The following is a 17495-nucleotide window of genomic DNA, read 5'->3' on the forward strand; positions in this document are numbered from 1 at the left end:
CGCGTTGAAGGATATACAACGCTGGACAGGCGTTGGTGGCGATTTGTTTGATAGCCTGATGATATTTGAGAACTATCCGGTAAGCAAAGTATTAACGGCCCAATCCTGGCAATTACAGATAGATAAAGTAAGAGCGGAAGAACATAACAATTATCCGCTGAGTATTATGATAGAAGCCGGTGAAGAAATCAGTATCCGGTTCTCCTACAATACAGCATTGCTGGAAACGGCTTATGTGCAGCGGATAGCAGACCATTTCAGACAAGTATTGTTACAGGTAACGAAAAATGTTGTCCGGTTTAAAGATGTAGCATTGTTGACAACAGGAGAACGTGAACAATTGCTGACCTCATTTAATGCCACAACAGTTGCTTATCCTGAAGATAAAATATTTACAGACCTGTTTGCCATGCAGGTATTGCAGGGACCTGGCGCTGTAGCGGTGGTGTATGAAGATCATAGTTTGACTTATCGTGAGCTGGATGAGCGCTCAAACCAGGTGGCCCATTACCTGAGCGGCCTTGGGGTGAAAGCAGATAGCCTGGTTCCGGTTTGTATAGATCGTTCAGCGGACATGCTGGTAGTCCTGTTAGGTATTATGAAAGCCGGCGGGGCGTATGTGCCGCTTGATCCGGATTATCCATTGGAAAGGATCAGCTATATGTTGAAAGACATTGGTAGCAGTATCGTTGTAAGCAGCCAGGTACACGAGCATAAAATAAAAGCAGCAGGTATTACGCCGGTGTTATTAGATGGAGTGGGAGATGAAATAGCACAACAGCCGGTTACCCCATTGAAAATAACAGCTGGTCCTGACCATCTTGCTTATGTGATCTATACTTCAGGTTCAACGGGCACGCCCAAGGGAGTAATGATAGAACATAAGTCGCTGTTGAATTTCCTGTTGTCAATGAAAGACAGGCTGGACCTCCGGGCAGGAATGAGTTTACTGGCAGTCACTACCTACTGTTTTGACATCGCTTACCTGGAGTTGTATTTGCCCTTACTGACAGGTGGCAAAGTAATTATCTCTTCAAAATCTGCAGCAGCAGATGGTTTTAAGCTGGCGTCACAGCTGTCGCATCACCGCCCGTCCCATATGCAGGCCACCCCGGCCACATGGCAAATGTTACTGGAAGCAGGCTGGGAAAATAAAGAAGGGATAACGATACTGGCAGGAGGGGAAGCGATCCCTGTGGCGTTGAAAGATAAGCTGGTGCAATTAAGCGATCAGAAAGTATGGAATGTATACGGCCCCACAGAAACGACGATATGGGCCACCATTAAAGAATTGAAGCTGGAAGAAAAGATCACCATCGGTCAGTCATTGTACAATACGGCCGCATATATCCTGGACGGTTCGGGAAGACCCGTGCCGGTAGGGGTTCCAGGTCAGCTATGTATAGGTGGTGTGCAGGTGGCCCGTGGTTATCTGAACAGGCCGGAACTGACAAAAGAAAAGTTCATATTCAATCCGTTCAAGCCCGGAGAGAGATTATATTTTACGGGAGATCAGGCGCGCTGGCTGCCGGATGGGACGATTGAATATTTTGGCAGGATAGATGACCAGGTAAAAATCCGGGGCTACCGGGTAGAGCCAGGGGAAATAGAAAGTGTGGTATCGCAATACCCTGGGGTGAACCAGGCGGTAGTAGTAGCCAGAGCAGATAACAGCGGTTACCGTCACCTGGTGTGTTATGTGGTAGGAGAAGAAAGCATAGACAGATCAGGGCTGCTGTCGTGGCTGCAGGACCGTCTTCCTGTATACATGGTGCCGTCACAACTGGTCCTGCTGGATAAGCTGCCGCTGACGGCAAATGGCAAGGTGGACAAACAATCATTGCCCGACCCTGCAGGCGCAGCGCTGTTGCGAAGGGAGTACACCGCGCCGCGTACTGAAACGGAACAGGTGCTTGCAGGCATCTGGCAGTCGTTGCTGGGAATAGAACGTATAGGCATTTACGATAATTTCTTTGAACTGGGTGGGCATTCCCTGTTGGCCATTCGCGTACTGGCTGCTATTAAAAGGAAACTGCGTACCGAAGCGGGTGTAAGGGATGTTTTCGATTATCCCTCTATCGCCTCTTTATCGGCGCAATTAACCCATTACGCTGATGTATCTTCTGCTCCGGCGCTGGTAAGTTATGAAAGGCCCGCCCATATTCCATTGTCGTTTAGCCAGGAGCGTTTGTGGTTCATCGATCAGCTGGAAGGCAGCGTGCAGTATCATTTGCCGGCAGTATTACGACTGAAAGGGAAATTGAACCGGGAAGGATTGTTGTATGCCTTGCAAACAATCATCAATCGTCATGAAGTATTACGTACGGTATTCCGCCAGTCGGAAGATACCGGTACTCCTTACCAATGGATACAGGAAAAGGATAGCTGGCAGTTAACCGTAACAGCGGAGGAAATCTATAAGCAGGATGCCCAGGCTTTGCAGGCGTATCTGAAAGCCCTGATTGTTGCTCCTTTTGACCTGTCGCGCGATCATCCGTTGCGCGCACATCTGGTCCGCTTGTCGGCAGATGAGCATATACTGGTGGCAACCATACATCATATAGCATCCGATGAATGGTCTGCCGGTATTATAGTAAAAGAGCTGGTTGCGTTATATAATGCATATATAGAAAACCGTCCTGCTCAATTAGCACCCTTGCCTATTCAGTATGCGGACTATGCCATCTGGCAGCGCACTTATTTATCCGGTGCGGTACTGGACCGAAAGCTGGCTTACTGGAAAGATAAGCTGTGGGGAATAACGACATTGGAATTGCCCACAGATTACGCCCGACCGGTTACACCAGATGTGCAGGGCAGGAGCATTTCGTTTAGTGTTCCTGGTGAATTGTCAGATCAGATCAGGAGATTTTCCCAACAACAGGGCGTTTCTTTGTACATGACCTTACTGGCGGCCTTTAAGGTATTGTTGTACCGATACACCAGTCAGACCGATATCGCCGTAGGCAGCTCTACAGCGGTACGTCAGCCGCAGGAAACAGAGGGCCTGATTGGTTTCTTTGTAAATACGCTGGTGTTCCGCAGCGACCTGAGTGATAATCCTTCTTTTTTATCTTTCCTGCAACAGGTAAAGGAAACTACACTAGGTGCGTATGAGCACCAGGATGTGCCTTTCGAAAAAGTAGTGGAAGCCGTCATGAAAGACGGAAATGCAGACAGGGACCTGTTCCGGGTAATGCTCGTGATGCAGCAGGCGCCTGCCGCTCCGGAGCTTCGTTTAGGAGAGGTCGTATTGACGACGGAAGCCATTGAGTTTACGATGTCAAAGTTTGATGTCACCTTTTTTATAACGGCGGAGGGAAGTGAGTTGCAGGTAAATGTAGTGTATCGTAATGATTTGTTCCGGGAAGATACCATTGTTCGTATGGGCAGTCATTACCAGCAGTTATTATTATCTATTGTATCAGATCCCTTACGGCCTGTAGGATTATTGCCAATGCTGGCTGCTGTTGAGGAACATCAGTTATTAGGCGCATCACAGGAGCCGCAAAAAACGATCATAGATGAATTTACATCGCAGGTAAAACGTAATCCGGAAGCAATAGCCCTGTTATTTGAAGATAAGGTATTAACATATGCTGCACTGGATAAGCAATCAAATCGACTGGCGCACTATCTGCGGAGCCTGGGCGTGGCAGCAGGAACATTAGTGCCGGTTTGCATAGAACGTTCACCGGAAATGATAGTAGGTATACTGGGCATACTAAAGGCAGGTGGCGCGTACGTCCCGGTTGATCCTGATTATCTGCCGCTGTCAGACAGGATCAGCTATATGCTGGAAGATACGGGTGCTGCGGTGGTAGTAAGTACGTTAGCTGCCAGGTCTATGTTGGCTGTTACTGATGCGCTCCGCATCATTACGCTCGACGGCGATTGGGATACCATCAGCAGATATCCGGAGTCAGCGCTTCCGGATCATCCGGTAGCCGGGCAACTGGTGTATGTGATCTATACGTCCGGAAGTACGGGTCATCCAAAGGGAGTGATGGTAACACATGGTAACCTGATGGATTATCTGGATGGTTTGCAACAGGCGCTTCCTTTAGCCAGTTGTGCTTCTTTTGGTTTGTTGTCCAGCATTGCGACAGACCTGGGTAATACGGTATTATACGGAGCGCTGAGTACCGGCGGTAGTTTGCATCTCTTTTCAAAGGCTGCAGCAAGCGATAGTGAAAGGCTGCAGGAATATTTTTCCTCGCACCGGATAGATTGTATCAAGATTGTACCGTCGCACTGGAAAGCATTATCTACTCCGGGAAAATTACTATTACCGGAAAAGCTGCTGATTTTTGGCGGCGAAGCATTGGATGCAACCGTAATTGATAGTATCCGGTTATCCGGTGCGCCCTGCACAGTGGTGAATCACTATGGGCCCACGGAAACGACAATAGGAAAGTTACTGCATGTGGTGAATAAAGAAGCGCTGTATGAACAGGGCGTTCCTATAGGAAAACCATTTTCAAATACTTATGTGCATGTGTTGAGCCCGGAAGGACAGTTATGTCCGGTAGGTATTTCCGGTGAATTATATATCGGAGGAGATGGTGTTGCGCAGGGCTACCTCAATAATAGGGAGTTAACGGAGCAGCGGTTCATAGCAGATCCGTTCAGAGCCAATACCCAGGCTACACAACTGCTATACCGTACCGGGGACCTCGTGAAATGTTTACCGGATGGCAATATATTATTTCTGGGGCGTATTGATGAGCAGGTAAAGATTCGTGGCTACCGGGTAGAACCGGGAGAAGTAGCACGTGTGTTATCACAATGTGAGCAGGTGAGCCAGTGTGTGGTAATAGCAAGGGAAGATCAACACGGTAATAAACGACTGATTGGTTATGTGATTGCTGATGGCGTATTTGACAGGTTAGGCATCAACGCCTATCTGCAGGAACATTTGCCGGAATACATGATTCCGTCGGTATTGGTGGCGCTTGATGTATTTCCTGTACTGCCAAACGGAAAGATAAATAAGAAAGGATTACCTGATCCTGACGAGACGGCTTCAACAGCGGCTTATGTTGCCCCTGCAACCGCCACAGAGGAGGCACTTGCGGGTATCTGGTCCGTTTTACTGGAAGTAGAACGGGTAGGTATATACGATAATTTCTTTGAACTGGGCGGGCATTCCCTGCTGGCGATACGTTTGGTATCAGCTATCAGGAAAAGATTAGCGGTGGAGGTATCCATTGGTGATATTTTTGACTATCCCACCATTGCATTGTTGTCTGTTCATCTGACGGAATGTGGAGGTACACCGGTGGCGCCGGCCATCCTCCGTGAGGAAAGGCCAGTGTATATTCCATTATCGTATAGCCAGGAGCGTTTGTGGTTTATTGACCAGCTGGAAGGCAGTACACACTATCACATACCCACAGTATTAAGATTGAAAGGGGATCTGAATAGTGATGCGCTATTGCAGGCGTTGCAGGAGATCGTTAATCGTCATGAAGTGCTGAGAACAGTTATTCGTCAGCAAACAGAAAAGGCAGGGGTAGCATATCAATATGTACAGGATAAAGATCGCTGGCAATTAAACATTATTGATGGTGCCGTATATAAAGAAGATACGGCTGCATTACAAACTTATGTTCAGTCGCTGATCACTACGCCGTTTGATTTGTCCGCAGATCATATGCTGCGTGCGCATCTGATCCGTTTGTCAGCAGATGAAAGGGAGCATGTGCTGGTAGTTACATTGCATCATATCGCATCTGATGGCTGGTCCAATGGTATTATTGTAAATGAACTGATTGCGTTGTACAATGCCTGTATAGATAACCGTACCGCGCAATTGGCCGCGCTTCCGCTTCAGTATGCGGATTATGCCATCTGGCAGCGAAAGTATTTATCAGGTGACATATTGGCGGGGAAGATTCAATATTGGAAAGAAAAACTCAAAGGCGTTGCCACGCTGCAGCTCCCCTGCGATTATAAGCGGCCGTTGATACAAAGCACCAGGGGGGCAGCCAGAGGGTTCCGCTTTAGCCGGGAATTATCGGATCAGTTGCAGGCATTGTCGCGTATGCAGGATACCACCCTGTATATGACCTTGCTGGCCGCTTTTAAAGTATTGTTGCATCGGTACGGTGGTCAGGATGATATTTGTGTGGGAAGTGCAATAGCCGGCAGAACACAGCAGGAAGTGGAAGGGTTGGTGGGTCTCTTTATCAACTCACTGGCATTGCGCAGCAACCTGGCAGATGATCCTGCTTTTACATCATTGCTGCAACAGGTAAAACAAACTACGTTAGGTGCGTATGAAAATGAAGGAGTGCCTTTTGAAAAAGTAGTGGAAGCGGTTGTGGAAGAGCGGAATCTGAGCAGGAGCCCCTTATTCCAGGTAATGTTTGCCATGGAGAATACACCGGAAGTACCGGAGCTGCGTTTGGGAGCAGTACAGTTGTCCCGTGAGTTTGTTGAACAGGAAGCGTCTCCATTTGACCTGACTGTTTTCATCCAGGAAAGCGCGGAGGGGTTATATGGAAACGTGGTGTATTGTGCCGACCTTTTCAGGGCAGCAACTATAGACCGAATGATAGCGCATTTTGAACAGTTGCTATGGTCGGTTGCAAAATCACCGGAATCGCGCATAGGAGCATTGTCTATGCTAACATCTGCAGAAGAACATCAATTACTGGTTGAATTTAATAATACTTCAGCAGGCTATCCCAAGGATAAAACAATTACAGACTTATTTGCAGCACAGGTGGCCCTTACACCCGAAGCGACAGCAATTGTGGCCGGTGAGGTTTCACTTACCTATCGGGAGTTGAATATACGTGCAAATCAGCTGGCGCATTATTTAAGGAGCAAAGGAGTGCAGGCGGATACATTGGTGCCGGTATGTATAGAACGGTCAGTTGAAATGATCGTGGGTATACTCGGTATCCTGAAAGCGGGTGGGGCCTACGTTCCCATAGATCCTGATTATCCTGCGGAGCGTATCAGCTTTATGCTGGAAGATACTGCGGCCAAATGGATCATCAGTTCCCGTGAATGTGCGCATGTACTGGATAACGTCGCGTCGGCGGAGCTGATATTGCTGGATGAAGACTGGCAGGAGATCAGCCAGTTTTCCGGAGACGATCCTTCCTTTTTGATTCTTCCCCATCATCTTGCTTATGTGATCTATACTTCCGGTTCTACCGGTAAACCGAAAGGTGTGCTTATTGAGCATTATAATGTGGTCAGGTTGTTTGAAACAGACGCGCCGTTATATGATTTTAATAATAAAGATGTCTGGACCATGTTCCATTCATTCTGCTTTGACTTTTCAGTATGGGAAATGTATGGTGCTTTACTGTATGGGGGGAAGCTGATTGTAATCAGCAAGGAAGCGGCCAGAGACCCGGTAGCCTTTGGAGCTATACTTTTAAAGGAAAAGGTGACCGTTTTAAATCAGACACCTACTGCCTTCTATGCGTTGCAGGAAAGTTTGCTTCGTTCAGCAATACCTTTACAGGTAAGGTATGTAATATTTGGGGGAGAAGCACTGACACCCGGCAAACTCAAGGTGTGGAAAGAAAGATACCCTGATTGTAAGCTGGTCAACATGTATGGTATTACGGAAACAACCGTCCATGTAACCTATAAGGAAATGGACGCGGATACCCTGAATGGAGAGGCCAGCAATATTGGTAAGCCTATACCCACACTAAGCTGTTATATACTGGACGCACACGGAAACCTGCTGCCAGCAGGAATAGCAGGAGAGTTGTATGTAGGAGGGGCCGGCTTGTCCCGTGGATACCTGAACAGGGAGCAATTAACAAAAGACAGATTTATTACAGACCCATTCAGCGGGGATGTGGGTGCAAGGCTGTATAAAACCGGTGATCTCGCCAGATGGTTGCCGGATGGAAGCCTGGAGTATCTGGGCCGCCTGGATGATCAGGTGAAGATACGCGGATATCGCATAGAATTAGGCGAAATAGCAGCTGCCATGTCAGCAGTGGCAGGTGTAAAAGATGTGGCTGTATTGGCAACAACGCATGAAGATGGGAACAGCAAGAAGCTGCAGGCCTATGTACAGGTAGATGGTGAAACATTGTCTTTGTTAAACAGCTATCAGCAATTGCTAAATACGAAACAGATCCGTGAATCAGACCTGCACATACTTCCGAATGGATTACCCATGCTGGGACCTAATATTAATGAGGTAAGATTTCTATATAAGGAAATATTTGAAGAACAGAACTATCTGAAACATGGTATTGCATTGTCTGAAAATAGTTGTGTAATGGATGTGGGCGCCAATATAGGTTTCTTTACGGTATTCCTGCATGCTTTGCATAAAAATATCAAAGTATATTCTTTTGAGCCGATACCGGAAGTGTTTGATTATCTCAGTAAAAACAGAAAATTATATAATGTTGGTGGTAAGGCGTATCAACTTGCATTGCTGGATAAAGAACAGGAAATATCATTTACTTACTATCCTCAGGTGAGCATATTATCCGGTATCAGTGAAGATAAGGAGCAGGTAAAAGAGGTGGTTCGCTCTTATGTGGAAAGTACGGAAAACGAGCATTTGTCCCGTGAAGAAATAGATGCTTTGCTGGAGGTGAAATTAGAAAATAAAAAAGTAAGTGTACGGGCCAAAACGCTTTCACAGATTATCAGGGAAGAAGGAATAACGCAAATTGATTTGCTTAAAATAGATGTGGAAAATTCAGAGCATCTGGTGCTGGATGGAATGCTGGAAAGCGACTGGGATAAAGTGAAAAGCCTGATCATTGAAGTACATAATGTGGACAATCGCCTTGATCGTATCACTGAAATGTTGCAGGATAAAGGCTACCGCATCTATCTGGAAAAAGAAGCTTCCTTAAAGGATGATGTATTGTATAATTTATTTGCCCTCAGAGGCGAAAGTACGCAAGCCCCGGTGCCGCAGGTAGATTACTCGTCCCGTGTATCCGAATGGAAACATCCGCTGGAATTGGTGAAGCAGGTGAGAGATGATATCGGCAGGGTATTACCCTCCTATATGATCCCGGCACAGATCATTTTACTACATGAATTTCCTTTAACAGCAAATGGTAAAATTGATAAGAAGGCATTGCTTCATATGGATGCAAGGGAGGGGTTGACCAATGATTTTGTTGCTCCCCGGAATGAAACAGAAAAAGCACTGGCTGATCTCTGGATGGATTTGCTGGGTATAGAACGGGTCGGGATATACGATAACTTCTTTTCACTGGGAGGGGATTCCATTATTACTATTCAGGTGGTAAGCAGGGCCAGGCGCCTGGGTTATGAACTACAACCCCGTGACCTGTTTACGCATCAGACAATAGCAGGCATTTCTTCATTTTTGTCGGCGCAAAAGAATATCACAGTATCCGCAGAACAGGGAGAGTTGTCCGGTGATTGCGGATTGCTTCCTATTCAGCAGTGGTACCTGGAGGCAGAGAATAGCACGGTGTCGCATTTTAATCAGAGTGTATTATTAACCATTGATAAAGGTATAGATGCTACCAGGTTGGCCTCCGCTATAGCGAAACTGGTTCATTATCATGATGCATTGCGTTTTGTATATTCCAGCGGGGCACATGGTTGGCAACAAGTATATGGTATGCATGAAGGTGTCCTGGAAGTTGTTGACCTGGGATCCTTATCAGGAGAAGATTTAGCAGCAGCTATCCGGAAACATGGGGATGATTATCAGCGGAGGCTGGATATCAGCAGTGGTGTATTAATACAGGCGGTATTGCTATTAATGCCGGAGGGTGAGGCGTGTAACCGGCTGTTGTTTGTTATCCATCACCTTGTTGTAGATGGTGTTTCCTGGCGTATTCTGCTGGAAGACCTGGAGTTGTTGCTAAAAAATCAACAAACGGGAACAACGACAGAAATATTGGGCCGCAAGAGTACTTCCTACCGCCAATGGCATCAGGCGTTATCTGAATATGGACAGCGCCAGCCATTATTATATCAGCAGGAGTACTGGCAGCATATCGTAGAAAGCTATCTTCCGTTACCGGTAGATAAAATGTATAACGGGAAGGTTACCCTTGCTGATGTCAGGCAGCATGAGGTAAGACTGGGTAGTTTACAAACACAGCGTTTAATACAGGAAGCGTCACCAGCTTACCATACTGAGATCAATGATATCCTGTTGGCAGCGCTGGCGCTAACGTTATCCGGATGGACCGGTGCTAAGGCCATATCCATCGGTATGGAAGGCCATGGCCGTGAGGATATGGCTCCTGGTGTAGATGTCAGCCGTACGGTAGGTTGGTTCACCAACCTGTATCCGGTGCTGCTGAAAGTTGATAGCAATAAATCAACCGGTACATTACTGAAAGATATCAAGGAACAATTGCGCCGGGTCCCCGATAAAGGAATGGGTTATGGTGTGCTGAAATACTTCAGCAAAGCACCTTTTTCAGCCGTTAAAGATCCCTGGGACTTTGTATTCAATTACCTGGGGCAGCTCGATAATGTATTCAATGCGGAAGGCTATCTGGGTATGGCACAGGAATCGTCTGGTGCAGGTATCGGAGAGGGATACCCCATCCGCGATAAAATATGGGTCAATAGTTTTGTCCAGGGAGGAGAGTTGATATTGCAATGGAGTTACAGTAGCAGGCATTATGATGTCTCCCGTATTGCAAATCTGGCAGATGCTTATCTGTCTTATCTGGAGCAGATAATAGCCCATTGCACGGAGTTGGGTACTTCATTTTTTACGCCGGCTGATTATGGTTTGAGCGCGGTGATGAGTCATGAAGAACTTGATCATTTTTTGGATGCTCCTTATGGAAGTGGACCCCGTCGTAACCAGGTAGAAAGCCTGTATCGACTGAGCGCCCTGCAGGAAGGAATGTTGTTTCATGGTTTGTATGATGTAGCGGCAGGTGCTTATGTAGAGCAGTTCGGCTGTGAACTCACAGTGTTGCAGGAAGATGCTTTTCTGCATAGCTGGAGCCTGTTACAGCAACACCACAGTGTATTGCGCACCGGGTTCAGTTATAACGAATTTGCTATTCCGCTGCAATGTGTATACAAAGAAGCGAAAATACCGGTTAGCAGGCTGGATTTTCGCCGAATGAATAAAGAGGAGCAGGAGCGCGCTTTGCAGGAGTATAAAGCAGCAGACCGTCGCAATGGATTTGATTTCACCGTGGCGCCGCTGATGCGTATCTGCCTGATACAGCTGGAGGAAGATCGCTATTACCTGCTATGGACTTATCACCATATTGTGCTCGACGGATGGTCGGTGCCGGTATTGATGGAAGAGCTGTTGCGTATATACGAAGCGGTGGTAACAGGTAAAACATTACCTATTTTGAAGGAAGACCGCTATGAAGATTATATCCGCTACATAGATAAGCAGTATAAAGAGAAAGAGGAAACATACTGGCGTAAATACCTGGCCGGTGTGAGCACGGGCACGCTGTTGCCATTTATAACATCCGCGGGAGGGCGTACAAAAGGCGCTGGTAGCTTTGCAGATGAAACATTAAACCTGGATACTGCTATTACTGCCCGGATCACACATTATGCACAACAGCAATCCATTACACCCAATACGCTGATGCAGGGTATATGGGCTTACCTTTTATATCGTTATACCGGACGTCCGGATATTATTTATGGTGCAACGGTATCGGGTCGTCCGGAAAACCTGTCGGATATGGAGCGGCGTGTAGGCTTATATGTTAATACGCTGCCTTTCTATACAGTGGTGAATGAATCACGGGATATAACCGAATGGCTGCAGGAGTTACAGGTACAACAATTGCAGAGCCGGGAGCATCAATATACTTCATTGAAAGAGGTACAACGATGGATGAACATCTCCGGCGAGCTGTTCGATAGTCTACTGGTGTTTGAGAATTATCCTGTGAGCAAAGCTGTTTCCACGCAGCCATGGCTTTTACAGGTAGAGAATGTACAGATACAGGAACAGACAAATTATCCTTTGGAAATTTTAATAGAAGTATCGGGAGAAACCAGGGTAAGGTGCAGGTATAATACAGAATTGCTGGGTAAGCCTTATGCCATGGCCATCCTGCGGCATTTTGAGCAGGTGTTGCTGCAGATAACAAGCGGTAGTGCAAACAAAGTAAGCGATATCGCATTGCTCAGTGAGGAAGAACAGCAGCAATTGTTAGTCTCCTTTAATAATACCGGTACAGAAGGTGGTCCTGTGCAGGCCGGAAAAACTTTCATGGAGCTATTTGCTGATCAGGTAGCACAAACGCCGGGTGAGATTGCATTGGAATTTGAAGGCAATAAACTAACGTATGAAGAGCTGGATATACGTTCTAATAAGCTGGCGCGTTACCTGAAGAGTAAGGGAGTAAAAACAGATACTTTGGTCCCGCTTTGTATAGGACGGTCATTGGATATGATTATTGCCATATTGGGCATTATGAAAGCGGGAGGCGCATATGTACCTGTTGATCCATTATATCCGGCAGAACGGATCCGTTATATGCTACAGGATATTGGGGCTGAAGTAGCAGTGAGCAGCGGTAATGGTAAACAAATACTAGAGGCATCTGCGGAAATTACTATCATAGACCTGGACAATGACTGGAAAATAATCAATAAACGGTCCGCCGCTCCACTGGCAGGTTCACCGGGACATCACGACCTTGCTTATGTGATCTATACTTCCGGTTCAACAGGTAAACCTAAAGGGGTGATGGTGCAACATGATGGTATGTTGAATCATTTACAGGCTAAAATAAATGACCTGAAAATTAATCATACATCCGTCATTGCTTATACCGCCTCCTATACTTTTGATATTTCTGTTTGGCAGATGTTTGCGGCCCTGCTATGTGGTGGGAAAACAATTATTTATGCAGCGGAACTTATTTTGCAGCCCGCGGCCTTAATCAATACCATTGATACAGATGGAGTAACCATATTGGAATTTGTGCCTTCTTATCTGGCGGCTGTGCTTCACGAAAATACAGGCGTTGCATTAAGATCGTTGCAATTCTTACTGGTAACCGGGGAAGCCGTCAGCCGGCATTTGCTGGCAGCATGGTTCACGCATAAGGATTATGGTGCTATTCCGGTAGTGAATGCCTATGGGCCTACGGAAGCCTCTGATGATATCTGTCATTATATTATGTATAAAACCCCCGATGAAACCAATATCCCACTTGGCTCACCCATACAAAATCTCAGTATCTATATACTGGATAACAGATTGCGCTTATGCCCGGTAGGTGTAGCCGGTGAGATATGTGTATCCGGTGTTGGCGTAGCACGTGGTTACCTGGGAAGACCGGAATTAACAGCAGAGAAGTTTATTACAGACCCGTTTGCCCGTCAGTCGGGTACAAGAATGTACCGGACAGGAGATCTGGGTCGGTGGTTGCCTGATGGTACTATTGAATATCTGGGTCGTATAGACGAACAGGTAAAGATCAATGGTTACCGTATAGAGTTAGGGGAGATAGAAAGTGTGCTGCAGGAATGCGAGACAGTCAGCCAGGCGGTGGTATCTGCCATAACAGATAAAAATGAGGCTAAAAGACTGGTGGCATATGTAGTGTCATCAGGAACTTTTGACCGTACAGGCGTATTGGCGCATTTAAAGAGCAGGTTGCCGGAATACATGGTACCGGCATCGTTCACCCTGTTGCTGGCACTTCCGTTGACTGCGAATGGTAAAATTGATAAGCAGGCCTTGCCCGATCCAGAGACTGGTCCATCGTCAGCAAATTTGTATGTAGCGCCACGGAATGGAGCGGAGGTGGCTTTGGAGGAGATCTGTAAGAAATTATTGAATATAGAACGTATAGGTATATACGATAACCTGTTTGAACTGGGCATGCAGTCTTTGCTGGTGATGCGCCTGGCATCGGCGATGTATAAGGAATTCGGAATACGTGTGGCTGTCAGGACCTTGTTCGAGCTTACCAGCATTGAAGCGTTAGCCAATTATATTGCTGTTAATCAGGATGTACGGGCTGCTGAATCTGAAACTGGTAAGACGTTCACTTTATAATTCAAATTTTTATACTTAAAACTTTTAAATATGGCCGGAACTAATCTTACTGACATCATTGCGTTATTAAAAGAAGCAAATGATTACGGCATCAAAGTGTTTTTTGAAAATAACAATTTACTTGTTCATACCCCTGATGAACAGGAAATAGATGAACATATCTTAAACAAGCTGAGAGCGAACAAAGAACATCTGGTTTCATACTTCAGCAAACATACACCGATAGAAAATAGATCTGTCGCTGATAAAGGCATACAGCCGTATGACAGGAATGTAGTAAAACATGTTCCTTTGTCGTTTAGCCAAGAACGTTTATGGTTTATTGATCAATTGGAAGGTAGTATTTCCTACCATTTACCCAATATTTTACGGTTGAAGGGAACGCTTAACAGAGAGGCGCTGGCATATGCATTCCAGGAAATAGTCAACCGGCATGAAGTGCTCCGTACGGTCATGACAGAAGAAGCGGGCGTCGCTTATCAGCAGGTGTTGGATAAAGGGAAATGGAATATTAAAGTAACGGATGATCCGATATATAAGCAAAATGAGAAGGCATTGGAGGAATATCTCCGGTCTTTAATTGAAGTCCCTTTTGATTTGCAGAAGGACCATATGCTCCGTGCAGATCTCATCTGCCTGTCTGCGGATGAACATGTATTATTGGTTACGCTGCATCATATCGCATCTGATGGCTGGTCCACCGGCATTATAGTGCCGGAGCTGGTGGAGTTATACCAGTCTTTTGTTGAAGGACGCCCGGCTCAGTTGTTGCCGCTTACTATCCAGTATGCGGATTATGCCATATGGCAGCGGGAAAATTTATCAGCAACAGTATTAAAAGAAAAACTGGATTACTGGAAGGGGAAACTGAAGGGGAGCAGCACATTAGAGTTGCCCATTGATTATGTTCGTCCGATAGTACAAAGTACGCATGGCGCGTCGCGGCGGTACCGTCTGGATCCGGCATTGTCAGATCAGTTACAGGCGCTTTCCCTGCAGCAGGGTAGTACCTTGTTCATGACATTGCTGGCAGCTTTTAATGTATTGCTGTATCGTTACAGTGGTCAGCCGGATATCTGTGTTGGGAGCCCGATTGCAGGAAGAACACGACAGGAAGCAGAGGGGCTGGTCGGTTTTTTTATCAATACGTTGGTGTTACGTAATCATCTGGATGGTGATCCTTCTTTTATATCTCTGCTTGAGCAGGTGAAACAGACTACACTGGATGCGTACGATCATCAGGAAGTGCCTTTTGAGAAAGTAGTCGAAGCAGTGGCAGAAGAGAGGTACCTTAACAGGACACCTTTGTTCCAGGTGATGTTTGAATTGCAGAATGTACCCGAGGCGCCGGCACTCCATTTAAATGGGCTGCATTTATTCCAGGAGGAAACGAAGTATACCAGCGCACAATTTGACCTGACTTTTTCTATCCGGGAAAGCACGGATGGTTTGGAAGTGCTGGTAATATACGGCGCAGATTTGTTTAATGAAGCCACCTTAGACCGTATGATGGCTCATTACGAACAATTGTTGAGGGCTGTTATAAAAACGCCCACCGTGCAGATAAGCCAATTATTCATGATCAGTGCAGCGGAAGAATATCAGTTGCTCCATGTGTTTAATGATACACAAGTGGATTACCCCCAAAGTAAAACATTCATCACCCTGTTTGATGAGCAGGCGAAAAGTTCACCTGATGCAATCGCGGTAACATTTGGGGCGGAGTCGCTCACATATAAAACACTATCGGTGCGTGCTAACCAGTTGGCTCATCATCTCCGCAAGCTGGGCGTGAAAGCAAACACCCTGGTACCCGTGTGTATAGAGCGATCACCGGACATGATCATTGGTATATTGGGCATCATGAAAGCCGGGGCTGCATATGTGCCGGTAGACCTGGAATATCCGGCAGAGCGGATCCGCTATATATTGGAGGATTGCGAGGCCAGCATTGTTGTAAGCAGCAGCTATGGTAAACAAAAGATTGAATTAGCCGGCTTTACCAATATCATTGCATTGGACATTGACCGGGAACTGATTGATCAGCAACCGGAGACATTACCGGAGACAATACCCGGTCCACATCATCTGGCTTATGTTATCTATACTTCCGGGTCAACCGGTAAGCCCAAAGGCGTGATGGTGGAGCATCAGGGCATGTTGAATCATTTGTTCGCCAAAGTAAATGACCTGAAAATAGATGAGGGAACAATCCTGGCTTATACAGCTGCCTATACATTTGATATTTCGGTATGGCAAATGTTTGCTGCCTTGCTTTGTGGAGGGCGCACCATTATTTACAGTGAAGAAACCATTTTTCAACCTGCGGAATTAGTGAACGCCATTGATAACGACAGGGTCACTATCCTGGAGCTGGTCCCTTCTTATCTCAATGCGTTGCTACAGGAAAATACCAGCGCCGCATTAAAGCATCTCCGCTTCCTGGTGGTGACGGGAGAAGCCGTCAGCCGGCATCTGCTGATGAAGTGGTTCGGGCATAAGGACTATGGGACCATCCCGGTGGTGAATGCTTATGGTCCTACGGAAGCATCGGATGATATCACCCATTATCTGATGAATAACGTACCGGATTATACGAATATACCGGTAGGTAAACCGATACAAAATATGCGTATCTACGTATTGAATAATGAGCAGCAGTTATGCCCTGTAGGTGTGCCCGGTGAGATCTTTGTATCGGGCGTGGGGGTAGCGCGTGGCTACCTGAATCTTGAGCAGTTAACCACGGAGAAATTTATAAAGGACCCTTTCAGTAAAGAATCTGCTGCACGCATGTACCGGACCGGTGACGTAGGCCGCTGGCTACCGGATGGAAATCTTGAATACCTGGGGAGGACAGATGATCAGGTAAAAATCCGTGGACTGAGAATAGAATTGGGTGAGATAGAGAATGCGCTGCTGGAATGTGACCTGGTGAAGGAAGCAATCGTAACCGTCAGAACAGGTTCTCCTGATGATAACGGCAATGATAGTGCTACTTTAACAGGCTACATAGTGCCCAATGGCGGTTTTGACAGAGCTGGGGTGCTTACGTACCTGAAGGAGAAGCTGCCTGAATATATGATACCGTATGTACTGGTTGCGTTGGATAAACTTCCCCTAACGGCCAATGGTAAAATTGATAAACAAGCATTACCCGATCCGGTTGAAGCAGACGGACTACCGGAATATGAATACGTTGGCCCGGGTAATGAAACAGAGCGGATGCTGACAAACATCTGGCAGGAGTTATTAGGTATAGAACGGGTAAGCATACGTGATAATTTCTTCAGGTTGGGAGGGAACTCACTGATGGCAATCAGGTTGATCTCATCTGTATATGTAGCCACCGGGCTGAAAATCCCTGTCAGGACCTTTTTTCAGCTTTCCACTATTGAGGCTCTGGCCAGATATACAAGAATAAATTTGAATCAGCATACGCTTGATGCCACTTATGAAAATCTGGAAATGATAGAATTATAATCAGAGTTTG

The 17495-nt window shown here is 46.3% G+C and carries 2 protein-coding genes (1 of these 2 cut by a window edge); both read left to right on the forward strand.

Annotation, left to right across the window (positions count from 1 at the left end):
* Positions 1-14002, forward strand: the 3' portion of a protein-coding gene (locus HHL17_RS17065) for a non-ribosomal peptide synthase/polyketide synthase (protein ID WP_169226049.1). The gene continues 15629 nt to the left of window position 1, outside the view; the window shows 14002 of its 29631 coding nt (coding positions 15630-29631); its start codon lies off the left edge, out of view; the stop codon is at positions 14000-14002.
* Positions 14003-14032: 30 nt separating this feature from the next.
* Entirely contained in the window at positions 14033-17485 is a 3453-nt protein-coding gene (locus HHL17_RS17070) for a non-ribosomal peptide synthetase (RefSeq protein ID WP_169226050.1), read from the forward strand.
* Positions 17486-17495 lie beyond the last annotated feature (10 nt).

The organism is Chitinophaga fulva, from assembly GCF_012927205.1.
Classification (GTDB): Bacteria; Bacteroidota; Bacteroidia; order Chitinophagales; family Chitinophagaceae; genus Chitinophaga; species Chitinophaga fulva.

Coding starts and splice junctions, on each gene's coding strand:
- HHL17_RS17070 (WP_169226050.1), top strand. CDS start 14,033: ATGGCCGGAACTAATCTTACTGACATCATTGCGTTATTAAAAGAAGCA.